This is a genomic window from bacterium SCSIO 12643 (assembly GCA_024398135.1).
GTDB lineage: Bacteria > Bacteroidota > Bacteroidia > Flavobacteriales_G > Salibacteraceae > CAJXZP01.
In genome coordinates this window covers 151,667-177,033 of record CP073750.1, presented here as the reverse complement: position 1 = coordinate 177,033, position 25,367 = coordinate 151,667, and the positions used below count along the sequence as shown (strand labels likewise).

Here is a 25,367-nt window from a genome sequence, read left to right as displayed (position 1 = left end):
AGAGGAGGTTTTGATTTTTTAGATGAAAAAGGCTGAAAAAATGGATTTAAAATAAAAAAGGCTACTTCACTAAGAAGTAGCCTTTTACATATTCTCGTCTAGAATTTGTTTGCCTGACCAAACGTAATTTAACAACTAATAAAATAGACCCAAGAATAATGAATGTTATTCGATAGTGAGCGTATGTTCTTCATCATCCGCAGTAACCGTAACTTCTAATTTTTCAAGCTTTTCGAGTTTTTCAACTCCTTCTTCCAGTTTGCGCTCAAGTTCTCGAAGTTCTAATGCTTCCAGATCTTCCATTTCTAACTTCTCCTGTTCCATGATTTTTGGTGAAACCAATCCTGAATCGGTCATAGTCCAGTATAACTCAACCATATTACGATCATAAGTATCGTGGTAGTTCTGGATATCGTAAATCAAATATTTATAGCTCTTAGGAATGAAAATCGTTTTTCCAACCGGTAAATACAGATTCACTTTTACGTTTTGATTTCTCCATTTATCTTCCACATCAATGTTGAAATAAGGATTGATTTTGATTACGTTAGAATCCTGAACTACTGAGAAATTGATGTTCTCAGCTCTATCATCAGCGACTTCAAAAGACCTTCCTCGTGCACCTTTGATGATCTCAATCTCCGGATAGGTGGTATTTGATCTTAACACATCTACTTCAATTCCGTCAATGGTCAATTCGCCATCGCGCATTTTGAAAAACTCATCGTAAGCTCTGTCATGTTTAGAACGTTTTACGATTTGTCTGTCGTCCAGAATATCAAAGTAGAAAGTATCGTTGGCCACGTGACTTAAAGTTTGAACTTCTGAAATGGAAGATTCTTTAGTGAAGTCCATTCCGGTACGCATACCTCCAATAGAAGTAAGGATGATTCCCAATACCCAGGCTCCAGCCATTGCTAATCCGGTATATTTAGGAAGACGTGTGTTGAATAGCAATGTGAACCCAGCAAATAATAATGCTAAGAAAGGAATTCCGATAAGTAATACACTACCGAAAACAGACATCCAGAAATCACCTCCTGAGGAGAAGAATAAACTGGAAAGTTCCATTAAGTTATAGCCAACTACTTCATCGTTGGAGTCAAAGAACACATTGTTGATAGGGGCGAAGGTGCCAAACAAAATTGAAATTAAAATCATTCCGCCAAATAGGATAAAAAAGAATCCTAAAATTTTCCCAATTGCTTTAAGTGCAAATTTTAATATGCTAACTATAAAATGTCCCAGGCGGGAAAAGGCGGAATGAATGCTGCTTGAATGTCTTCTAACGTGGTTTTCGTCTAAATTGTTGAGCTTTTTTTTTACGTTTCGAATTTCTTCTTCCACGGTTTTTCCTATATTGTCAAAGGTGACAGGCTCGCCACGCATGGCGAGCTTTTCAGATGAGGTACGTGCCTCTGGCATGATGATCCATAAGATGATATAGATTAAACCACCTGACAATCCGGCAAAGAAGGCAATGACGAACAGTAAGCGAATCCACAATGGATCAATTCCAAAGTAATATCCAATTCCTGAAGCCACACCACCGATCATGTTGTCATCAGTATCTCTAAATAACCTTCTTTTAGTATATGTATTTCTCTTTCTTTCCTGATAAGAACCTGAGTTAGATGACCCAGCGGTGTGTGTAGCATCCTCCATTTCATCTTCCGAAATATAATCTTCAGGTTGTCCCATTACAGAGATCACATCGTTGATATCGTTGGTGTTAACCACTTCTTTACCACCGTGCATTTTCTCCTGAAGCATTTCTGCGATTCTGGATTCAATATCAGTCATAATTTCATCACGACCTTCAGAATTATCGAAGTATCCCTTTATGGTGTCGAGGTAGCCTTTTAGGACTACAAAAGCGTCATCATCGATATTAAATACCAATCCGCCTAGATTTATTGTTAATGTCTTTTTCATTTTAAAATAATTGTCAGGTTATTTATTTCTTTTTTGTGCCGATTTAACTGCTTTTTCTAATCCGTCCCAGGTGGCTGACAGCTCACTGGTAAAAGTTTCTCCAATCGGAGTTAAACTATAGTATTTACGTGGTGGTCCCGATGTTGACTCTTCCCACCTGTAAGTGAGAATACCCGCATTTTTCAATCTTGTTAAAAGGGGATACAATGTACCTTCTACAACAATCAGTTTTGATTCTTTTAGTTTGGCAATGATTTCCGAAGGGTATAATTCATTGTCTTTGATAAACAATAAAATGCAATACTCTAAAACCCCTTTTCGCATTTGTGCTTTTGTGTTTTCTATCTTCATGCGATTGGTTTTGATAGTTTATTATGATACTTCATTTTCAAATTATATAAAGTTGAAGAATAGTTTTAGAAATTCCGGGGAGCTTTCCGTTACTTGTTCAACGATGTATGTTTTTTGTCCGTTTTGATCCACCTGCACCAGTGATTTCATTCTCTTCATTAAGTATTCTGTGAATCGGGCAGAGGCTTGAGCTTTTACATATAAAACAAGATTTTGAGTGTCTTGTTCGAATACCTGAAAGCCTTGTTGATTTAATTCGTCTATATCCGAATTTGAAATAGAATCATTAAAATGACATATAAAATATTCGGAAGAATTACTGACAGACCCGGCATGGCTGGTGAAGGCCAAGATGAGTGTTGCCATGATTATTGTAGTAATTGTTTTCATCCTTTTATGTTTTAGTTTGTTTTTTTTGTATAGTATTTTGCTATAACTATTAATTGGTTATGCAAATATATGTCTAAAAGAAGGTACTATGCAAAACATAGTAGTGTATTTTTTTAATTTAATATGATTAATGGTAAAATGTGTTGGATGAATGGTAGGGAAGAAAATTCTAACGGTACAATTTAAACTAAGGGGAAACCGGAGGGATTGTAAAACGCTGAAATAAGATGGTTTATATAGGTGTAGTTAAAGTTTAGGGCATAAAAAAAGCGGATGAGAAATCATCCGCTTCATATTATGAAAAAAGGTTTTACTATATAAAGTTGAAGAAGAGCTTAAGGAATTCCGGTGAATCTTCAGTAACGGTTTCTACGATATATGTACGGTTACCGTTTTTATCAACCATGATCAATTCCTTCATTTTTTCTTTAAGTTGTTTTGAAAACTGGGCATGATTCTTTTTTGCTTTTACATAAACAATGTTAGAAGTGCTGTCCTGTTCGAACACATGAAATCCATCTTCTTTGAGTTCATCCAGCTCAAATTCGGTGAAGCATTTATTAAAGTGACAAATAAAATATTCAGATTTATCATTGGTTCCGGCAATGGCACCCACACTTAAGATTAAAAAAGAGACGAGGAGTAGAGATGTAATTTTCATAATACTGGATGTTTAGATAGAGATAGGCAGCGTGAAGATACGTATAATTGATGTGACTGTAAAAATTTTAGTTTTCGTTAACAATTTTTAAACTATTGTATTTTTCATGTTTATCAAGCAAATAGATTTTATTCTTTTGCATCGTGCGTATTTTACTTATCGATAATTACGATTCATTTACATTTAACTTGGTTCATGCCATTGAACCAATGGTTGATGAACTGGTTGTTTGGCGTAATGACCGGTTTAATATTTCAGATGTTGCATCATTTGATAAAATAATTTTTTCACCGGGTCCGGCATTACCGGATGAGGCGGGATTGATGATGGATGTTATCCGTGAATATCATGACAAAATCCCAATGTTGGGGGTATGTTTGGGGTTTCAGGCTTTAATAGAATTTTTTGGTGGAGAACTGATTAATTTAGAACCTGTAAGACATGGTGAGTCCAAACAGATAAAAATTACCCATCATCAGTCCTTGTTCAATGGATTAGATTCAAAGGAGGAGGTAGGGTTATATCATTCCTGGGGAATACGCACCAATGAATTACCCGTTTGTTTTCAAAAGTTAGCAGAAGATGAAACCGATGTAGTGATGGCAATTCAACATAGAGAGTGGCCGTTGTATGGCGTACAATTTCACCCGGAATCGGTAATGACACCACAGGGAAATAAAATGTTAGAGAACTGGATTAAAATGACTTAATAATGGAAGGATTACAAGAATTTTTGTCAAGAGAATTTTATCACAATACGTTAGAAAACTGGGCGATAAGCTTGTCCATGATATTTGGAGCAGTCATTATTGCTAGAATATTTCATTGGTTTTTAAATAAGATCGCGGAGTCATTTACCCAAAAAACGGCTTCATCATTAGATGACCTTTTATTAAAGGCCAGTAAAGAACCGTCCGTGTTTATAGTTGCTGTTTTAGCCAGCTGGTATGGTTTGGAACGTTTACATTTTACAGATGCTATTGATGATATGATTGGTGCGGTATACTATTTTATTGTAACAGTAGGAGCTACGTGGTTATTGGTACGTTTGATAGATGCCGTAATAGAAAAGTATTTGTTACCTATGGCGGAAAAGACCGAAAGTGATTTTGATGATCAATTGTTACCCGTGGTTCAAAAAGGGGTACGTACGGTGATCTGGATTTTAGGTGTTATTGTAGCATTAAATAATGCCGGTTATAATGTAAGCGCGATTATAGCGGGTATGGGTATTGGTGGTTTGGCATTTGCAATGGCGGCTAAAGATTCAATCTCCAATATTTTTGGTGGATTTACCATATTTACAGACAAACCTTTTAAGATTAATGATCGAATCAAAATCAATGGTTTTGATGGAACCGTAACTGAAATAGGTCTAAGAAGTACGCGTTTAAAAACCTTAGAGGGAAGAACTGTCACCATTCCAAATTCAAAGTTTACGGATGGGATGGTAGAAAATGTAACATTGGAGCCTACCAGGAAAGTGGTAATGAATCTGGGGCTGACTTATGATACAACACCAGAGCAAATGGAACAGGCAATGTCTATATTAGATGATATCCATAAAACAACTGAGGGAGTAGACGAAGTAAGGCATATTGCGTTTACAGATTTCGGAGATTTCTCTTTAGGAATTACATTTATCTACTATATCCGGAAAGGTGCTGATATCTTAGGTGTAAGATCAGGAATGAATCTAAAAATTCTAAAAGAATTTAATGCCAACGGATTGGAAATGGCTTTCCCCACACAAACTATTTATACAAAAAAAGAAGACTAGTGATTATTCTCCACTGGGCAAAATATGATACTCAAAAGTAACCCGATCATCATATCCCAATGGATATGCATGATGTTTTCTGCGACTTCTTACACCAATATGGAAAGAGATATCTTTTCCCAGGTCACTTTGTTTTATGGTATATTGGATCACATTTCCGGTTTGCCATTTTTGACGGAACAAACGGTATTCTAATTCTTCATCTTTAGGATCAGTGGCTAGAATAATAAATTCCAATTGATCACCTACAGATAAAGAAAGTTGTGTTTTTAGTTTTTTGGGAGACCCCATGGTCCAGAGGTTGGCAAAATTGTCCTGTACCGAATCAATTACCGGGAAACCATCTTTCCCTACTTCTTTCCAGGTGCGGTATACGGCTATATTATTTCTAATGGTACCAGTGACCCCAAGGATAAAGTGTTTTTCAAAACTGAGTAACGGACGTTTAAAAGCATCCGGATTTTGAAATTTTTGTAAGGTTTTAAGATAAGCCTTCAGATTATCCAATTCTCCAAAAGCAATTTCAAACTGATTATTCCAATGGGTATCAATAATAGTAATTAAATCCATGAAATTACAGTAGTTCAATAAACGACCTTCTGTAGTGATTGGATTGAACTCCTCTTCATATCCCAAACGGATTTGATTCAGCTGTTTGAGACGCTCTTCTGATAAACCACTTTCGGTCATCCAGTTTTTCCCCCAACTTTCAGTAATGATCATGCTGATAAAATCTTTCATAATCATTTCTGTATCTAATAATGTCTGTCTGATATCCATATGTTGCTATTGGGGATGTTCTTTACAAACATAGTTATAATTTAGTGGCTTCATTTTGGATAGCAGAAATGAGTTTTTAGAATCAGACTGTTAATTAGTTGATAACAAAGATGAAATATATAAATGGGTTGTGGAGTGTTTTACTTGTGTTGCTTTCGTTTGCAGTAAATGCACAATGTTTAGAAGGAGATTGTGAAAATGGTTTCGGAAAATTTAAATGTGATTGTGGATATATATTCGAAGGTGAATTCAGAAATGGGGAAAAGTTCAAAGGCACATTAACCAAGGAAGATTTGGTGTATATCGGGGAATTTAAAAATGATATTGCAGAGGGTTTTGGTACCATGAAATATAAAGATGGTTCCTGGTATGAAGGCACATTTGTAGGTAATGTGCCGCACGGTTATGGAACGTATAGCTTTGGGAATGGACAAATGTATATCGGAGAGATTTTTGAAGGTGCGTTTAAGGGGTTGGGTGTACAGATTTCTAAAGATGCTGAAGGAAGAGTTGAAGAAATCAGATTGGGATATTATGAAGATGACCAGTTAAATGGAATGGGAGCTACGGTGATTTACGGAGGGGATATATACGTGGGTGAGTTTTCTAAAGGAGATTATTGGGGATTTGGAGCATGCCTATTTGGAGATGGTAAAAATCCAGATGCGGGAAAATTCCGTAAGAATAAATTGTTGGAAAATGTGATCATGTTAGATTATCCTAAGGAGGGGATCTTTGGTGTAAAAGAATATGCTTTAGGTGATTATCAGTATACTTTAAGAGGAAACAAGACAGATCAAAAGATTTTGATTCATGTAAACAACAAGCATAAAGAGCAAATGTTGATTTACTTTGACCCGAAAGCAGAGTTGTTTTATATATCCGGATGGGATGCCGAACAAAAAGGGAAAATTATCAATTATCAAGGGGAAATCTATGCGGGGACCTTTGATATAGCGCAAGAACAATTAACCAAAGGAGATTTAATTCATAAGCAAGGAGAATGAACACATCAAAGAAAGTAGGGATCATGATTGTAATCGCAGTCGTGTATTTTTTATTCGATACGTATTTGCAAGCAGGAGGTTTTAAAAGCGTTAAAAACCAATTTGATGGTACGGAATTAGAAGTTTATCGGGGGATTTGGGGTACCGAGGATTTGGAATGGGATAGGGCTGAAGATATCCTGTATATCTCGGCTCTAGATCGTTGGGCTAAGAATAATGGTGTAGATCATGGAAAAGATGGCATTTATTATCTGGATGTACGAAATGGAGATCAACCCATCAAAATGGGAACCGATTATTCCGGAGATTTAAAACCACACGGGATTTCACTATTTGAATTGAATCAGGAAAAATATCTCTATGTGGTCAATCATGGAAATGGTACAAATTCTATTGAGTTATTCAAAATAGAATCTGATTTCCTGAATCATATAAAAACGTATACCGATCCATTGATGTTTAGTCCAAATGATATTGTGGGAGATCAAATAGACCAGTTTTATGTAACCAATGATCATGGGAACAGTTCTAAGAATGGAAGGATGGTTGAAGATTATCTTAGAATGCCATATTCCTATTTGTTGTATTATGATGGGACTAAGGCACGTAAAGTTCATCAGGGGATGGTGTATGCCAATGGAGTGAATTTATCGAATGACGGACGTACTTTATATGTATCGCATTCTACCGGACATGAGGTGTTTGTGTTGGATAGAAATAAATCAACAGGAGATTTAAAATTAAAAGAAACGCTGGATTTAGATACAGGAGTAGATAATATTGATGTGGATGAAAATGATGTAATTTGGGTAGCGACTCATCCGAAATTATTTCAATTTGTAACGCATGCAGGAGACTCTACGCAAATCTCCCCATCTCAGTTTTTTAAGATTGAAAATGTAAAAGGGAAGTATCAAGTGGAGAAAGTGTATGAAAATGACGGTACGCAAATCTCAGCATCTAGTGTGGTAGTTGTAAAAAATGATACGGCTTTTGTAGGAAATGTTTTTCAGGATAAGGTTTTGAAGTTGAGGCTATAGTTTGTTAGAGCTATAAATAGGATGTAATTGTTTGATATAAAATAGTAGTGTTTTTTATTATTAGATAACTTTGCCCACGATAATTCCCTAGGATTAATAACAAAAAGTTACTGATTAAAATGAAAAAAGTAGTAGCCCTTAATTGTTTTGTATTTTGCCTGTTCATATCTGTAAATGCGCAAATGCCATTACCATATTACAATAATTTCGATAGTCCTTCAGATACTGTAGGTTGGTCTCATTATGCATTAACTGGAACGGATGAATGGGAATGGGGCGCTCCAACTGGAACTAAACTAAATACTCCATTTTCATCCCCAAATGTTTGGGGTACAAATCTAAATGGTCAATATAGTTTTAATTCTAAGATGTGTTTGGAGACACCCTCTTTTGATTTGTCTGATACTACCAAAACCTATCGGGTAGGTATTTTTTTTAAAATGGAAGTGGTGGCGCCATATGGAGGAGGTATTATAGAGTTTTCAACTGATTCCGGACAAATATGGAAAGTTTTAAACGGAGATTATACCGAAAAATATAATTGGTACAATGTAGCTAATTGCTATGGTCATAGCGGACCGGCATGGTGTCATGCTAATTTTGCATCATATAATCCATTTGTGCAGTCTTTTCATAGTTTGGATACTGTATCAGGAGAATCTGATGTTAGATTTCGTTTTAAGTTTGGTGGTCATTCCAATTCGTTTACAGGAGAAGGATGGGTTATTGATAATTTTACAATCGAAGAAGATTTACCGAATGTTTATGCGGTACAATCTCATCCATTTAAAGCAACAAAAGAATGTACTTCTTTTGACATTAATACTTTCTTGTTTTATAACAAGATTTTACCTGCATCGTATATAAACAAAACTGATTATTACTGGTCTTTAGATACTGTTTTTGACACTGGAGATACGCTTATTGCAACAAAAAGTGCTAATGTACAAAACTCTGGTCAGTGGGATATTACGATTCCAATGCCACAAAATATTAGTTCCGGTACGTATTATATTTTTTACAAGGTAGATGCGGATTCAGTATTGACCGAGTCGTATGAAAATGATAATCTTGGAATGGCAACATTAATCATTGATACTATTTATTCTGTTCCGTATTTTACCGATTTTGAGTCAACTGATACTCTATGGCAAACAGGTGGTGCCAATAAGATTTATTGGAAAAGAGAACCGGGTAATAGGGTGCATTACTCAGGAACACATTCGGGAAATACCGTTTGGAGTATTATTAATTCTAATTCCAATAATCTAGGGTATTTGCAAAGCCCTCATTTAGATTTAAGTACAGAAGATTCAACCGTTATTTCTTTTTGGTATAAGCTTAAAGAGAATCTGATAGATCCAAATTATACTCCGATTAAATATAAAGTGGGATGTGGCAATACTGTGTATTCAGGTGTTAATATTCCTAGGATGAGAAATAATACATGGGACTTTTACAATGCGTATCTTCCTGTACATGCTGATACAAGTAAGGATGTGCGTATTCGAATATATAATGGAAATGCGAGTGGATACAACGGATTGAATATGGTTTTAGATGACATTTATGTTGGAAAACCGAAGCCCGATTTATCTATTGAAGGTAATTTGAAAAATAGATTTACCGATCAATCTGTAAATGTAGATACATTAAAATATACATTGTGTAATACCGGGTTGAAATCAACAATTCCAACTGTAACAGCTTTTTACTGGTCAACCGATTCAGTTTTGGATTCATCTGATCCATTATTAGGTGTACGACAAGATGGGATTATATCGGATACTACAAGACTTTGGGTCAATTTCCCATATACCAAACCGACTTCATCCACTGGAACATACTATATTATCTATGTATTGGATACTGCAGATATGGTTGATGAAATGCGCGAGTATAACAATGAAGGATATTTTAAACTCTATCAAACCATATCACAAGGGGTTCCATATTACAACGACTTTGAAACACAGATATATGGTTGGAGACATAATGCGTCTTTTGGTAACGACAATTGGGAATGGACTTCTCCCAATGGTGTGATGTTAGATACTGCTTTTTCGGGAACAAAAGTCTGGGTTACGAATGATATAGGGCAAGTAGATCCGTTTAGTCGAATGCATTTATATACTCCGATATTTGATTTTTCTACTGCGATTAACCCGGTAATTGAATTTGATATGAAACTTCATAGTAATGGAATGTGTCATTGTTTTGAGGCAAAGGCCAATATGAGTTACTCTATTGATGGTGGAGCAACATGGGAGATCTTAGATACCACTAATCAATCGTACAATAAATGGTATTACATGAAAAATTATCAGTCCGGATTGGATCAAAATTATTACATGGCCAGTACAACCGAATTATTATTTGATGTTGAAGAACGTGCATTTACCACATTTGAAATGTATAATGGTCGTGATATTACCAGAAATACAAGATATATTCTGGATCTAAGTTTTTTGGTAGGACAACCACAGGTACAGTTTAGATATAATCTAGGTACTGGACCGAATAATGGGGGAGGGACAATGGAAGGAGCAATGATCGATAATTTTGAAATTCGGGAGGCATTTATTGATTTGGATGTGGAATATAAAAAATCTTTGATGATTAGCTCAATAGCTAATGAAATTAAATTTTTTATGCATATCAAAAATAATGGGAATTACCTTTCATATCCAACATCGGTTAATTTCTATCTTTCTCAGGATACGGTTTGGAGTTCATCTGATCTTTTAATAGGCACGGACATTATTAATGAGATCCAACCAGATATGCATTTTTATAGCAATAATGCATTCAATGCTCCGAGTAATTTAGTGTCTTATAAATACTTGTTGTATAAACTGGATGTTTCCAATACCAATACCGAATCGAATGAAACAAATAATAGTGGATATTGGCCTTTATCGTTAGATAGTATTAAGAGCTACCCTTATATGAATGACTTTAATAGCCCTGTGATAAATGGCTGGCACCAATATTCTATAGATCCATATACGAATAATATTGGTGCCTACAGATGGCGAAACATTGTTGCTCCTGGTGAGCCGGTATACCAATCATTCAGAAAATCTAATGAATGGTCTACTGAACCACAATCCAGTGGAAGCTGGATACAAAATCCATATTTTTATTTGGAGTCACCTGCGTTTGATTTTATTGAATATGATAGTGTGCATTTATCATTTGATTTATTGTGTACAGGTAAAAGCCATGGTATTAATGATAAGGATGGTGGAAACATGGAGTATTCTCTCGATGGTGGTGCCTCCTGGACGGTGCTTAATACGAATCTGGGTGTAGCACACAATTGGTATAATAGTTCTAATCTACATGAGCTTGGAGGTCCAGGTTGGACAGGGTCGCCAACAGGTGGGCAAAGTGCTCCGGTACTCGATTCAACTGCGATCGGTGCATCTTATTTTGGAGGTAAAAAGGATGTTGTTTTTAGATATGTGTATCGCAGTAATCATAATATTTATAGTGGTGGATATGTTCAGGGAATGCGAGTAGATAATTTTAAGGTAGAAACATTTAAGTCAGAATATATTGCTAACGAATGGATGGAACCAAAGCAAATTTTAGCAACAAATCCGAGCTTTGTAGTTGATTATTCGATTACGAATTCTGGACAGACTAATGGCAGGATTACCAAAACTAAATTTTATTGGTCTACGGATTCCATATTAGACGTTAACGACCAGTTGGTCTTAAACAAAACAGAAGGACATATTCAATCAGGAACAACACTGCATACAACTGCAAATATTAACTATCCAAGTGTTGGATATACCGGGTCTTATTATTTATTTTATGAAATTGATGCAGATCAAAACATAATCGAGATCGATGAAAATAATAATACAGGTGTATTCGTAATAACATTTTCTCCATATGTAAACTATACGGCACTGGATCAAAATTTTGATACAATCGATATACAGTTAGTACATTCAACGGTACCCATTAATTATCAGATCTTAAATTCAGGAACATTAGATGGGATACCATCTAAAACTTCATTTTACTGGTCCGATGATGATAGTTATGGAGTAGGAGATCAACTAATAAAAGATGTAAACGAAGTAGCTATTACTGTTGGAGATACCTTAAACGGAAATGTAGTTATAAGTTATCCAACTCCAATTCAAACTGCGTTGTATTATCTGTTTTATACCACTGATAGTGATACGCAAATTATTGAGACAAATGAGTTTGATAATTGGGGTAGGTTTGTACTTCGTTTTGATTATGTAAATTCAGTAGAAGGGAATCCACTTCAGGAATCAATTAATGTATTTGCTTATCAAACTAAGCTAACTATTAGGTTATCAAGGGTTTTAAATGGAAGTGGTAATACTCAAATCAGGTTGTTCAATGCTGTTGGAAATTTAGTTTTTACCACGCAAACCCAACTCGAATCTGGTGAAAATGAGATAATGTTACCCCAAAACTTAGCAGCTGGAATCTATCATATTCAAATCATTAATGGCGATCATCAAATCAATAAAAAGATTATGATTACCAATTAAAAGATTTAGTGTTTTTGTATTTTATTGTAAATTAAATGGTACGCGCTTTTTGAATGGTTGGTTTTCAATAATCGTGATGAAACTAATATTAGTCTATGACATATCCCCAAGAAATGTACCTTTAACCATCTGTAACATGTTTAAAGAATCAAATTGGGTACATCAAACGAAATATATCAAAGCCGGATGAATCTGGCTATGGACTATGTCAACAATAATTTAGATCGGTCAATTTCGCTGGATGAATTGGCTTCGGTTTCATTTTTTTCATCCTATCATTTTCATAGAATTTTTACAGCAGTTACTGGAGAATCAGTGTTTGATTATACGAATCGTGTGCGATTAGAAAAAGTAGCCCGATTACTGAAGTTCTCTAAGGATTCCATTGCTCAGATTTCCTATGAATGTGGCTTTTCCTCACCTGCGACTTTGTCCAGGTCTTTCAAACAGTATTTTGGATGTGCACCCAGTATCTACAGAAATGGTGGTGCGATAGAGAATAGCAAGATTCGCAAAGAATTGCACGATATAGATCAATATTATTGTTCGGAGAATGCAGAGGAGTTTAAAAACGATTTCCCGGTGAGGATTGAAGAATTTCCACAACGGAAAATTGCCTTTATCCGAGTCAAAGATTCTTTTAAAGAAGGTGTTGTTTTGAAAGTATATTCAGAAATCATAGAGTGGGCTAAAAGTCAGGGACTGTTTGAGACAGGAACCATATTTGGAATGTCAAAAGATGACCCGTATGTGACTCCCAAAGAGAAATATACTTATGAGGTATGTATCACCATACCTCATGATTTTGTGGTACAAAAGGGTGGTGGTATCGAAACTAAGGTGTTGCCTAAATGTAAATATGCGGTAACGACAGTTTCGGGTGATTTTAATAAAGTGGCTACCGCAATTAATTTTATGTTTAATCATTGGTTGATCAATAGCTCTTATGAACCTGAACATCTTCCCGGATTAGAAGTTTTCAGAGATCGGGAGCATGTATTGAATTGGGATTATTTTGATTTAGACTTCTGCATTCCGGTAAAAGAGATCAAAAAGTAATGTGATGAAATATACCTTATCCAACGAAATTAATGGTTCATTAAGCCATGTAGCAGAGAAAATTATTGCTCCGGATGGAGCCAAAGAATGGACCGAAGGCTTGCAAAACACAGAACAAATTGATGGACAATTTGGAAAGGTTGGATCTAAGCGAAATCTGAATTATTTGTTCAACAATAAGGAAATGGTGATCATAGAATCTATCGTAGAACAAAATCTTCCGAATCAAATCAAGTTTGCTTACGATAGTAAAATGGGACAGAATATTGTAGAATTAATTTTTGAACAGGTATCTGAAAATCTGGTGAAGCAAACAAGTCACACCACCATGGAGTTAAAGGGTATAATGAAGTGGTTGGGATTTGCATTAAAGCCTATGTTTAAAAAGCAGTCTATAAAGTACATGACCGCATTTAAGAAATACGCAGAACAATAAATTATTCTCCAGAACGAAACAAGTCATGAAAACTATTTTAAGAAACATTTTAGCCGTTATCATTGGATTATTAATTGGGCATGCTTTGAATTTTGCATTGATCAAATTAGGACACAATACCTTTCCAATAGTTGGTATTGATCCGAATAATCTTGAAGATTTAAAACGAGTGATGCCCACACTGAGTTTTAAGTATTTTATATTTCCATTTTTAGCGCATGCTTTGGGAACCCTTGCCGGGGCATGGTCTGTAAGCTTGATCGCTAAAAATCATAAGATGGCGTTTGCGATGGGAATGGGAGGTATATTTTTAATTGGAGGTATTGTGGCTGCCAATATGATTCCTGCTCCAACGTGGTTTGTAGTTACCGATCTTCTATTGGCATATATTCCAATGGCTTGGCTAGGAGGGAAGTTATCTACCCTAAAATGAGATAGAGGTTTAAAGTAGGAATCTTTATTGCGATTAACCCGGGGCCTATGTAATCAAGCATTTTTCTAAAACGGAAAGAAATATCAGGTCATAAGGCACTTCTTGATTTAGGTCAAAAAGTTTCTGATGAATCAAATGTAAGTTCGTACTGTAATTCACCGGATTTAAATCTGGTTATTCGAATTACACTGAATTTAAAAGCCTTATGACCATGAAAATATATTTGATTAAAGCCTCTGCCGGAAGTTCTTATTCGGAGTATAAAGCTGAAACCGGTGGTCCGCCCCAAAACATATTCTCCGCAGCTGCAGCCATGCCTCAGGGTATAGAGATTGAGATGTGCGATGAAACCATTGGTATGAAAACCAATTTGGATTCAAATGCGGATGTAGTGGCTGTTTTTATGTCAACGCCTGATGCGTACAGAGCTTATGAAATCACAGAAGCTTTTAGTAAAAAGGGAAAGGTGACCATATTAGGTGGATTACACACATTCTTTTTTCAAGATGAAGCTGCTGAAAATGCAGATACTTTGATTCTTGGTGAATCTGAGGGGCTATGGGAAGATATTTTTAAAGATATCGCACACAATACTTTAAAGAAGTCCTACAAACGAACGTCTCAATTGGATTTGGCAGAATTGAAACCGTATCCGACCGATATAATTTCGGTTTCGGAATACAATTGGACCTGGTCGGTTGTGGTGAGTAGAGGATGTCCAATGCATTGTGATTTTTGTTTGGTCCACCAATTCTTTGATAAATTTTCTTTACGTCCCATTCCACATATTGTTGCAGAACTAAAAGAACTGAAAAAGCTTGGTGTGGAATGGGTTGAATTGCATTCTGATAACCTGACGCAGAATAAGAGATATGCCATGGAATTGTTTAAAGCATTAGCTCCCTTAAACATGAATTTTTACGGGGAGACCACGGTTTTGATTGCGAAGAACAAAGATCTATTGGCAGCCGCACAAGAGGCGGGTGTGAAGACTTTATTGTTTGGAATAGAAACACCATCCGAAGAAGCGTTAAAAGAACAAGGAAAAACGTTTGTGAAGCCCAATCAGATAAAAGAATATGTCGAAATTGTAAAAAGCTATGGAATTGAGGTGGTAGGAGATTTCCTTTTTGGATTTGATGCTCATGACCACCGAATTTTTGATCAAACTTTAGATTTTATAAAGGACATAGATATTGATGTGGTATATCCGCATTTAATGATCCCGTTTCCGGGTTCAGAGACTTTTAATAAATTAGATACGGAGGGGCGTATTTTAACGAAAGACTGGTCTAAATATGATGGTTCGCACGCGGTATTTCAACCCGCTAAAATGAGTCCGTTAGAATTGGAAATGGGGACCTGGGAAGTCTATCAGACTTCAGAAAAGTGGAATAGAGAAAAAAGAGAAGGAGTAAAAAAAAAGGATGAACCTCAACCGGAATTATCTGCAATTTCTAAAACAGTAAGTAAAAAAGAAACGAAATGGAAAACATTTATCGCTTTGCTGCTATTACCTGTGGCTTTATGGTATGAACATTTCAATTTCTATTTTGCCGCGTTATTTCTCTTCTGGAGTTTCCATGGGATTAAAACCAGATATACCTTTTTCATGGATAGTTACAGCAGAGATGAAGACCCTATCATGTTTTGGGTGATTACCATTCTGTGGATTGTCTTATCCCTATGGAGCATTTTATATTCTGAACTCGTTTTAAACTACTTGTATGGATATTAGAGAGATTATATATCAGTTTCGATGGCGATTAGGGTTTACTATTTTAATCATCATTGTTGAAGCTTTATTGGGTGTCTTATTTCCATATTTCATTGGTCAGGCTATTGATGGAATGCTCCATAAAAACTTGTCAGGAATATGGAACCTGGGACTGCTAGGCGGATTACTGATTATTATGGGAGGATTTCGAAGGTATTTTGATTCCCGATTTTATGCTAAGATTTATATCAGAATTAGTACGATCGTGTTAAAGTTCATTCCAAAAGAAAAACACTCTTTAAAAACTGCCCGCCTGAATATGTTGGCTGAAATGGTGCGGTTTGCTGAAAATGAATTACCCATGATTGTTCAACACAGTATAGGATTAATTGGTGTAATGACGATTTTAGCTTTTTTGAGCTGGAATACATTTCTTGGTGCTTTGGTAACCGGAGCAGTAGTGTTATTTATTTATGTATTAAGTGGGGGGCGGACCCTGGATTATAATCATAAATTTAATAATGAGCTGGAGTCTCAGGTTGATGTCATTCGATCTAACCAGCAATCAGGATTACGATTTCATTTGTTAAAGTTGATGAGGTGGAATATAAAACTGTCTGATATCGAAACCATAAACTATTCGATTAGTTGGTTGATCATGATGATTTTACTCATCATTACCATTTACTTTTCAGCGAGCGAAGGAGTCCAATATGGCGCTTTATTTGCCCTCATAATGTATGTCTATCAATACATTGAAAGTGTGGTGAGCCTCCCTTTATATTATCAACATTGGTTGCGCCTTTCAGAAATTTCAAAGCGTATTAAAAACATCGTACCCTAATTGCATTGATCTAAGCAAGTTTTACAAATAATTCAAATCATAAAAAGGAAAATATGAACACAAAAATCTTTATCGTAATAGGTCTGTTGATATTCTCATTTACTGCTTGTAAAGGAGAAAAGCAAAGGCATAAAGAACAATTGGTGGCAGAGAGTATCACTGAGATAAAAACAGAAATAGAATCAAATCAAGAAGTTATGGATACCACAAATGCAGAGGAAGAGCGCCTAACGGAGCAAGTGAAATCAACAATTTTAGGCACTAGCCCGGGGGATAGTATTATTGGAATCTGGGAAGTAAAGAATGATTATTATATGGCGATCTATGAAATACTAAAGTATAAAGACGAGTACATTGGAAAAATGCATTATTACAATGATGGGAATTCAGAATACGAAGCACAGGGAAACGAAGAGGATTATTTTTTAGATGGGATTACATATGCAAATGGAAAATATTCCAATGGAAATATCTACATGCCTGGAGATAAAAAGTATTCTGCTGAATTTACTTTAGAAGGGGATACACTACAGGTAAAAATGACGATGGATGGTTATCCGTATACGGAGATTTGGAAACGCAAGGAGTATAAGGATATTAGCAAGACTCCCTAATCCAGAAGTAAATGTTAGGATGGTTTTATATCTAAAATCCATTTGGGAGATGTATTTTTAACAGCTCCTGAGTATGAAGAAACTCTAAACTGGAAATATAACAATGCACGCAATACGAATAGAGGAGCTAAGTAAAGAAGATCTTAAGGATTTCCTGGATTACTTAAGTGTTCATTTATCTGAAAATGGAGATAATGATTTGTTTTTTCTACCACTCTCTAAAGAACAATCAAAGTTTACAAATGAGTGGGCAAAAAAATTCAGAGAAGGATTTGATAAAAAGAGAGGAGAAATAGGCTGGCGAAAACTTTGGGTGGCCATAAATCAAGACAATCAAATTGTAGGGCATATTGATATTCGTTTGCGTAAAGAACCCAATACAGCGCATAGAGTAGTGCTGGGCATGGGAACAGATCGAAATTTCAGAAACTTAAAGATTGGACAGCAATTACTTCATTTTGTAATAGACTATTGTAAAAACGATTCAAGTATAAGTTGGTTGGATTTAGATGTTTTAGGTATCAATAGTCCAGCGATTCGTGTGTATGAAAAATTAGGGTTCTATTTATTAAGCGATGTACAGGATATGTTTAGGATTGAGGGTAAATCGTATGGTTATAAGTCAATGACTTTAAATGTGGATTAGAGATATAATTGTTTAAAACAAAAAAGGGCGGCAAAATTATTTGCCGCCCTTTCTATGTTCAATAAATCTGAATATTATTCAACAATTAATTTGTAAACGTTTTCTTCGCCTTCACTAGCGATAGTTACAAAATATAATCCAGTGTTGAAGTTCGTCACATCCATGTTAACTTTCATGTTTCCAGAAACGCTAACAGTTTTTCTTACTAGAGTTTGACCTACAACATTAGAAACTTTGATTTCGTAAGTACCAGCTACAGCTGCGTTGAAGTTTACATCAAATAATCCATTGTTTGGATTAGGATACACATTTACGTTGTTTAATGTGTTTTTGATTTCAGTTAAACCAACTACAGCACCTGCAGAAGCTTCAGAAGTACAACCATCAGAATTTGTAACGATTACAGATACGGTAGAACCTTGATAATCTGTAGCGTTAAAAGTTTGGTCAGTCGCACCAGGAACGATGTTTCCATCTAAGTACCATTGGTTTCCACTAGTTGCATCAGATGTATATACACCGCTACCAGAATAAGTTACTACTGGAGTTGCAGGTTGTGGATGAATAGTTACAGTAACAGCAGAAGAAGTTACCATATCACCACAAGAGTTTGAAATATCACAAGTATATGATCCAGATTCAGAAGCAGAGTTCAAAGTAATAGACTGTGTAGTTGCTCCGTTTGACCATAACCATGAAGAACCTTCAAGTGCACTTAAAACTAAAGATCCGCTACCTTCACAGAAAGTAGTTTGACCAATTGCATTTACAGTATTAGCCGGAGTTGGCTCAGTAGTAATAGTGAAAGTTTCAGTAGAAGTACCTCCACAATTCGTTACTGTTACAGTATATGTACCTGCAGCATTAATAGTTGTTGTAATAGAAGTTGCACCAGTAGACCATAAATAAGAACCACCAGTAACTGGATCTACACCAAGAGTTGCAGTACCACCACCACAAATGAATTCATCTCCGTTTTTAACGATTGTCGGAGGATTAGTTGGTTGTGCAGTTGTAATTGTATGTGTATTTGTTGTACCACAAGAAGTAGTAATATCAACAGTAAAAGTACCAAATGACGTAATCGTCTCAGTTGCAGTAGTTGCACCAGTAGACCATGCATAAGAAGTACCGCAGCTTGCTTCAAATACTGCATTAGCACCAGGACAGAAAGCAGTATCACCTTCAACCCATGTTACACAGTTTAAAGTAGTTGAACTCAAAGAGTTTTTATGAACAGCGATATAAACGATGTTATTATCACCATAAGCGTCTTCGTCACCACGAACGGCTAAACCTGGCTCGATATCTTCTTGATAAATGAATCTTACACTATCATCAGTAATATCCGCAATAGAAGGGAATACGCACTCTGCGAAGTTATCGTTTGGAGTCATGTCTTCGAATTGGTTCCATGTACAACCACCATCATCACTCTTTACTAAATAGATGTGTCTGTAACTTTGGTCTCCGTTACTTAAAGTCTCCATATAAGCAGAGTAAGTTACGTAGATCGCACCGTTAGCATCCATAGATGCATTTGGGAAAGAAGCCAATGAAGTAAAATATTGTGCAATATTAGTCTCGTTAGTATTCGCTACCTGACCATCGTTATCTAAATCTTCTGCCCAGGCAATGAATTGTGCGCTATCCGCTGGCATGTTTTCATTCCAGTATTTTAACCCGTTAGTATATGGGAAGAAAGTAGTACCTGCATCAGTTAAATCCGCATCTAATACTCTCATGTTACCATAAAATACGTGAGCCATACCGTTGTTATCAATTACCAACGCACCAGCGTTATCAGTAGTGGTTAATGTATCCGCATTACCATCACCGTCAACGTCAGAACCACCAGCTTGATTTGCAACATACATATCAAGAGGGAAATCGATAAATAAAGTTTTTGTCCAGGTGTTACCGTTATCAGTAGATTTCATGATGAAAGAATCTGCCCAGTCTTCGAATACAGCGATTACAACTGTATTTCCTTTAGCCATGATTGAATAAGAATCACCACTAAAACCAACAAATTCATTTGAAGTCATACCTGGTAAAACCACACCTTGTTGATCCCATGTTACCCCACCATCTAAAGATCTGAAGTATACTAGAGCACCATCCAGCCCCTGGTATAAAGTACCCTGGTTAGCTACAGGAGCAGTAACCGCTACCATGTGAATAGTTTGTCCGTTTGGTCCACCAACAGCTGATCTGTTCCAGATCAAATCCGTACTGTTGTTTGGAATAACGATATCTGTTTCAGTCCATGAACCAGTACCTTTAGTGGCTCTTTTGTTCATAGTAATTGGACCAGAAGCAGTGTTATGAAGTGAATTTACCTCACCACCGTTTACACCTAACATAGATGGCCATCCACCACGTTCAGATTCGATACGTGCAGTTGGAGCAGCTCCCCATGCAGTACCGTTATAATAGTTATATCCTGTTCCACGATCTGGAGCAGCAAGACTATAAGCATTAGAATAAGTCCAAACAGCAGAAATAGTTCCGTCAGCATGTTTTACTAATCTGTTTTGTACAGAACCATTTGTTTGAAGATCGTAAGTGGTTGTACCGATTGTAGTACCGTTACTAGAAGTCGCAATAGAATTACCACCTCCAGAAGCTCTGTTTACAGGCCCTTGCTCGTTACCAACGATCATTTTCTTGGTATACGGCATTGCAATGTTTACTCCATTCATGTCCGGAGTACTGGTCTGTGCATAACTACCCACCGTTACAGCAGTAGCAAGTGCAAAGAGTAATTGTTTTTTCATATTAAAACTGATTTATTTAGAACATATAGTTAATGTCCCAAATATAGTCAAAAAAGTATTTCAGCATAAATCTAATTTTTGTGAAGTTATACTACGTTTTGTGAACATTAAATAATTACTAAAAGATTAAAAAATGATTTCCAATTGGTATTTACGTAATTCAGGCCCAATATGTTTGTAAATCGTATGAAATTGTGAAAACATTACATCCGTAAATCACGGTTAAACTATTAAATTTGCCCCCCATATTTATAACATTAAAATCTTCACATGTCATCAACAAAAAATATGATTGCTGAAACAGCTAAAATTATTCGTGGATTGTCTATGGACGGGGTTCAGAGAGCAAATTCAGGACATCCGGGAATGCCTATGGGAATGGCTGATATTGCAGCAGTATTATGGACCAATCACTTAAATCATAATCCGTCAAATCCAAAGTGGTTTAATCGCGACAGATTTGTACTTTCTAATGGACACGGAAGTATGTTGATTTATAGTTTGCTACACCTGTATGGATATGATTTAACTATTGATGATTTAAAAGATTTCCGTCAGTGGGGAAGTAAAACTCCTGGACACCCGGAAAATCATATTACTCCTGGTGTGGAAACAACTACAGGTCCTTTGGGACAAGGAATTGCGAATGCGGTAGGTATGGCTATGGCAGAAGCATCTTTAGCTGGAAGGTTTAATCAGGAAGATAATCAAATCATCGATCACTTTACTTATGTATTTGTAGGTGATGGAGATTTAGAAGAAGGAATCTCTCATGAAGCATGTTCTTTAGCAGGACACCATAAACTAGGTAAGTTGGTTGTATTATATGATGACAATAATATTACGATTGATGGAGATACCAACTTGAGTTTTTCTGAGGATACCTTAAAACGTTTTGAGTCTTACGGCTGGCATGTACAATCTTGTGATGGACATGATTTAGATGCTGTAGATAAGGCGATTGACATTGCGAAAGAGGAAACAGAAAAACCATCAATTATCGCTTGTAAGACAACCATTGGTTTTGGTAGTCCTAAAAAAGCAGGTACATCTTCAGCGCATGGTGAGCCATTAGGAGCAGAGGAGTTAGAAATTACTAAAAAAGCCATTGGCTTACCATTAGAAGATTTCTATGTTTCGGAAGAAGTGGCCACATTCTGTAAAGAATCAGGCGATGAAGGAATTGAAGCGGAAGAAGAATGGAATATGCAATTATCTAATTACGGAAACTTATATCCGGAGCTAGGTAGACAATTAAATGCGTTGATTTCAGGAGATGCAGATTACTCAGATTTAGATTTACCACAGTTTGAAGCAGGAAAATCTGTAGCAACCCGTGGAGCATCAGGTGATGTATTAAATGCGGTAGCCGAAAAAATTCCGGCATTAATTGGTGGTTCGGCAGATTTAAGCCCATCAAATAAAACATTCCCTAAGTCGGAAACAGCTTTCACTCCGGATAACAGAGAAGGAAGATATGTGCACTATGGTATTAGAGAGCACGCGATGGGAGCGATTATGAATGGAATGAACTTACATGGAGGGGTAATTCCTTATGCGGGTACGTTCTTCGTATTTTCAGATTATATGCGTCCAGCTATGCGTATGGCTGCGTTGATGAATGTTCAGGCGATTTACGTATTGACGCACGATTCTATTGGTTTAGGAGAAGATGGCCCTACACACCAACCGGAGTCTCATTTGGTTTCTTTAAGATCGATTCCGAATATGTCAGTGATTCGCCCTATGTGTGCAGATGAAACGGCACAAGCCTGGAAATTGGCATTAGAGAATACTACAGGTCCAACTTCATTGGTGTTAACACGTCAAAATTTACCTGTATTAGATCGTAGTAATGGAACCTACGCTTCTGCGGAGCATACTGCAAAAGGAGCGTATGTTTTAACTGAGGATGAAGGATATACTGCAATTATTTTAGCATCAGGTTCGGAGGTTGAAATCGCATTAGAAGCGAAAGAAACTTTAAATGCTAAAGGTGTTAAAGTAAGAGTCGTTTCTGTTCCATCAATGGATTTATTCGAAAAGCAATCGTCAGAATACAAAAATGAAGTTTTACCGGCATCTTGTATCAATCGTGTAGCGGTTGAAGCAGGATCAACTATGCCATGGTACAAATACGTTGGAATGAACGGTGGTATTGTAGGTATGGACACTTTTGGAGCTTCTGCACCGTATAAAGTATTATATGAGAAGTTCGGAATCACTGCGGAAAATGTAGTGAAGGAAGTGATGGATCGAGTTTAAGATTAAAGCAAAATAATAAAGCACAGAAACATGCGTTTCTGTGCTTCAAAATATAGGAGAAGTATGAAAAGGGTTGCGATAAATGGAATGGGAAGAATTGGTAGATTGACCTTGCGCAATTTATTAGCGAATTCTGAAGTGAAAATTGTTGCGGTAAACGATTTATCTGATAGTAAAACCATTGCGCACCTTTTTAAATATGATACTGCTCATGGCATTTACCCGGAAGAGGTAAAGTCAGATGAAAACACATTGTATATCGGAGAGGAAAGAATCTCTTATACCCAGATCAGTGATCCGGATCAGTTGCCATGGAAAACTCAAGAGGTAGATTTGGTTTTAGAATGTACAGGAGTTTTTAGAACAGAGGAAAAAGCACGTAAGCACATTGAAGCAGGAGCTAAAAAAGTGGTAATTTCAGCACCCGCCAAGAGTGGAAATGTACCGTTCGTGGTTTTAGGTGTGAACGATGAGATTTTAACTCCTGAGATAGACTTGATTTCCAATGCTTCTTGTACCACCAATTGTTTGGCTCCCGTAGTCCAATTGGTGAATGAGAAATGGGGTATTTCCCATGGGTTTATCACAACAACCCATGGATATACTGCAGATCAGAGACTGCAAGATGCGCCACATTCGGATTTAAGACGTGCACGTGCGGCTGCACAAAACATTATCCCGACCACGACAGGTGCGGCTACAGCAGTTGGTGTGGTACTTCCGGAGTTAAAAGGTAAACTACATGCGAGTGCACTTAGAGTACCTGTGGTTACCGGGTCGTTAATTGAATTGACTTGTATCATTGAAAAAGATGTAACAGTAGAGGAGGTCAATGCTGCGTTTAAAGAAAGCGCACAAAACCAATACAAAGGGATTTTACAATACAATGAAGACCCAATTGTATCAAGTGATATCGTAGGAAATAAATATTCATCCATCTATGATGCACCACTTACGCAAGTTCAGGACCGATTGGTAAAGATCACGAGTTGGTATGATAATGAATCAGGTTATGCCGCGCGAATGGCGGATTTAACAGTCAAAATGTGCCAATCGATTTAGTTTTTGTACTTTCATTTAGTTTTTCGATGACTTTATGAAATTATCCGACATAGATCAATCCCGATTAAAATTTCCGTTACTTAGAAAACTACTTCAGGATCAAATGGACGCTGGTGTGGTATCTTTTAAAGATTTAAAATCTACCATCCCTAAAGACTCCAACTTTGACCAACATGGTTTAGTACAAGATGAATTCATAGCATCTGCTGGGATTACTGAAGTTTTTGATCACTACATTCAAGCAGACCCCAATATAGCATGGAATAGTGGTGGATGGGTCTCATTTGGTTTGGCATTAAATAAAAACTCCGGAGAGGTGTATTATCCGGGAGATGATTTTCCAGGGGCGCAAGTCGGACAGGTGTATTACATCCATTTAGTTATTCTGGGGCTGAAGAAATTGTGCATGTCGCAGGAGATCGTAAAAATTGATCGGGAGAATTTCCAAATTGTATTTAGTTATATAGAAAATGGAATGACTGCGGGAATCCAGGAAATTCAATTTGAACCACATTCTTCAGGACAGACCAAAGTTATTCATAGTTCATATTTTAAGGGGGTATCCACTTTTAGAGATAAGTTCTATCCATACTTTCATAGTATGATTGTTTCAAAATTTCATGAAAACGTCATCAGATCATTAACGAAATCATAGTATTTCTTTGTTTTAGATTTAGGTAAAACAAATTACATTTGTTACGTGCGAATAATAGTATTCATATTTTCATTGTATATGTTGGCATTGGCAGGGTGGCCATGTGCAGATGATATATCTGTGGAAAATGATGTGCATACGGAAATGTCTCATGAACATAATCACGATAGTGAATCGGATGGATGTTCCCCATTATGTTTTTGTCACTGTTGTCACGTACACTTTCAATTACCAATGGCTTTTGAACAAACATTAGCAGAAGAACCCGTTCAAACCATTAAAACGATTTATCGTTGTTCTCAAACAGAAAATCCTGTTTCTTCTTTATTCAAGCCGCCTAGGGCTTAATTCAACTTTTCAAGGGATTG

At 36.4% G+C, this 25,367-nt stretch carries 22 protein-coding genes; 16 read left to right on the top strand and 6 right to left on the bottom strand.

Annotated features, from left to right (window positions below):
• Window positions 1–165 precede the first annotated feature (165 nt).
• The 4 genes from KFE94_00745 to KFE94_00730 form a co-directional block, all read right to left on the bottom strand.
• On the bottom strand, window positions 166–1,935 hold the full coding sequence (locus tag KFE94_00745; protein UTW66672.1) for a PspC domain-containing protein: 1,770 nt from the start codon (window positions 1,933–1,935) through the stop codon (window positions 166–168).
• An 18-nt stretch (window positions 1,936–1,953) separates the two neighbouring features.
• Window positions 1,954–2,286 carry a PadR family transcriptional regulator gene (locus tag KFE94_00740; GenBank protein UTW66671.1) on the bottom strand — a complete coding sequence of 111 codons (333 nt, stop codon included), beginning with the start codon at window positions 2,284–2,286 and terminating at the stop codon, window positions 1,954–1,956.
• A gap of 42 nt (window positions 2,287–2,328) precedes the next feature.
• Window positions 2,329–2,676 (bottom strand): hypothetical protein, encoded by a 348-nt coding sequence (locus KFE94_00735; GenBank protein ID UTW66670.1) that lies wholly within the window; start codon window positions 2,674–2,676, stop codon window positions 2,329–2,331.
• A gap of 313 nt (window positions 2,677–2,989) precedes the next feature.
• The gene (locus tag KFE94_00730; GenBank protein ID UTW66669.1) at window positions 2,990–3,337 is read right to left on the bottom strand and encodes a hypothetical protein; all 348 of its coding nucleotides are present in this window, start codon (window positions 3,335–3,337) and stop codon (window positions 2,990–2,992) included.
• 143 nt (window positions 3,338–3,480) lie between these two features.
• On the opposite strand from KFE94_00730, the gene KFE94_00725 reads away from it, so the two are divergent.
• Complete coding sequence (locus tag KFE94_00725; protein UTW66668.1) at window positions 3,481–4,047, top strand: aminodeoxychorismate/anthranilate synthase component II; 567 nt, start codon at window positions 3,481–3,483, stop codon at window positions 4,045–4,047.
• Between the two features lie 2 nt (window positions 4,048–4,049).
• A complete protein-coding gene (locus KFE94_00720; protein ID UTW66667.1) occupies window positions 4,050–5,117 on the top strand; it encodes a mechanosensitive ion channel family protein in 1,068 nt (355 codons plus the stop codon).
• A gap of 3 nt (window positions 5,118–5,120) precedes the next feature.
• On the opposite strand, the gene KFE94_00715 is transcribed toward KFE94_00720, so the two are convergent.
• Window positions 5,121–5,897, bottom strand: a complete 777-nt coding sequence (locus KFE94_00715) for a hypothetical protein (GenBank protein ID UTW66666.1) — start codon at window positions 5,895–5,897, stop codon at window positions 5,121–5,123.
• 110 nt (window positions 5,898–6,007) lie between these two features.
• Between KFE94_00715 and KFE94_00710 the strand changes: the two genes are divergently transcribed.
• The 10 genes from KFE94_00710 (at window position 6,008) to KFE94_00665 (ending at window position 18,237) form a co-directional block, all read left to right on the top strand.
• Complete coding sequence (locus KFE94_00710) at window positions 6,008–6,904, top strand: hypothetical protein (protein UTW66665.1); 897 nt, start codon at window positions 6,008–6,010, stop codon at window positions 6,902–6,904.
• Window positions 6,901–7,944: an SMP-30/gluconolactonase/LRE family protein gene (locus KFE94_00705; protein UTW66664.1), complete on the top strand. Its 1,044-nt coding sequence runs from the start codon at window positions 6,901–6,903 to the stop codon at window positions 7,942–7,944. Before KFE94_00710 ends, KFE94_00705 begins: the two co-directional genes overlap by 4 nt.
• A gap of 119 nt (window positions 7,945–8,063) precedes the next feature.
• The gene (locus tag KFE94_00700; protein UTW66663.1) at window positions 8,064–12,488 is read left to right on the top strand and encodes a T9SS type A sorting domain-containing protein; all 4,425 of its coding nucleotides are present in this window, start codon (window positions 8,064–8,066) and stop codon (window positions 12,486–12,488) included.
• Between the two features lie 153 nt (window positions 12,489–12,641).
• Entirely contained in the window at window positions 12,642–13,547 is a 906-nt protein-coding gene (locus KFE94_00695; protein ID UTW66662.1) for an AraC family transcriptional regulator, read from the top strand.
• A gap of 4 nt (window positions 13,548–13,551) precedes the next feature.
• Complete coding sequence (locus tag KFE94_00690; GenBank protein UTW66661.1) at window positions 13,552–13,983, top strand: SRPBCC family protein; 432 nt, start codon at window positions 13,552–13,554, stop codon at window positions 13,981–13,983.
• A gap of 25 nt (window positions 13,984–14,008) precedes the next feature.
• A complete protein-coding gene (locus KFE94_00685; GenBank protein ID UTW66660.1) occupies window positions 14,009–14,416 on the top strand; it encodes a hypothetical protein in 408 nt (135 codons plus the stop codon).
• 211 nt (window positions 14,417–14,627) lie between these two features.
• Window positions 14,628–16,154, top strand: a complete 1,527-nt coding sequence (locus KFE94_00680; GenBank protein UTW66659.1) for a radical SAM protein — start codon at window positions 14,628–14,630, stop codon at window positions 16,152–16,154.
• A complete protein-coding gene (locus tag KFE94_00675; protein UTW66658.1) occupies window positions 16,144–16,977 on the top strand; it encodes a hypothetical protein in 834 nt (277 codons plus the stop codon). The genes KFE94_00680 and KFE94_00675 overlap by 11 nt, the downstream gene beginning before the upstream one ends.
• Window positions 16,978–17,030: 53 nt before the next feature.
• A complete protein-coding gene (locus tag KFE94_00670; protein ID UTW66657.1) occupies window positions 17,031–17,591 on the top strand; it encodes a DUF2147 domain-containing protein in 561 nt (186 codons plus the stop codon).
• Window positions 17,592–17,694: 103 nt separating this feature from the next.
• Complete coding sequence (locus KFE94_00665; protein UTW66656.1) at window positions 17,695–18,237, top strand: GNAT family N-acetyltransferase; 543 nt, start codon at window positions 17,695–17,697, stop codon at window positions 18,235–18,237.
• Window positions 18,238–18,311: 74 nt separating this feature from the next.
• On the opposite strand, the gene KFE94_00660 is transcribed toward KFE94_00665, so the two are convergent.
• Window positions 18,312–21,017, bottom strand: a complete 2,706-nt coding sequence (locus KFE94_00660) for a T9SS type A sorting domain-containing protein (protein UTW66655.1) — start codon at window positions 21,015–21,017, stop codon at window positions 18,312–18,314.
• A gap of 270 nt (window positions 21,018–21,287) precedes the next feature.
• On the opposite strand from KFE94_00660, the gene tkt reads away from it, so the two are divergent.
• The 4 genes from tkt to KFE94_00640 all read left to right on the top strand — a co-directional run bounded on the left by tkt (window position 21,288) and on the right by KFE94_00640 (window position 25,347).
• Window positions 21,288–23,282 (top strand): transketolase, encoded by a 1,995-nt coding sequence (gene tkt, locus KFE94_00655; protein UTW66654.1) that lies wholly within the window; start codon window positions 21,288–21,290, stop codon window positions 23,280–23,282.
• Between the two features lie 63 nt (window positions 23,283–23,345).
• Window positions 23,346–24,344, top strand: a complete 999-nt coding sequence (gene gap, locus KFE94_00650; protein UTW66653.1) for a type I glyceraldehyde-3-phosphate dehydrogenase — start codon at window positions 23,346–23,348, stop codon at window positions 24,342–24,344.
• Window positions 24,345–24,378: 34 nt separating this feature from the next.
• On the top strand, window positions 24,379–24,999 hold the full coding sequence (locus KFE94_00645; protein ID UTW66652.1) for a hypothetical protein: 621 nt from the start codon (window positions 24,379–24,381) through the stop codon (window positions 24,997–24,999).
• Between the two features lie 45 nt (window positions 25,000–25,044).
• Complete coding sequence (locus tag KFE94_00640) at window positions 25,045–25,347, top strand: hypothetical protein (protein ID UTW66651.1); 303 nt, start codon at window positions 25,045–25,047, stop codon at window positions 25,345–25,347.
• The last annotated feature ends 20 nt before the right edge of the window (window positions 25,348–25,367 follow it).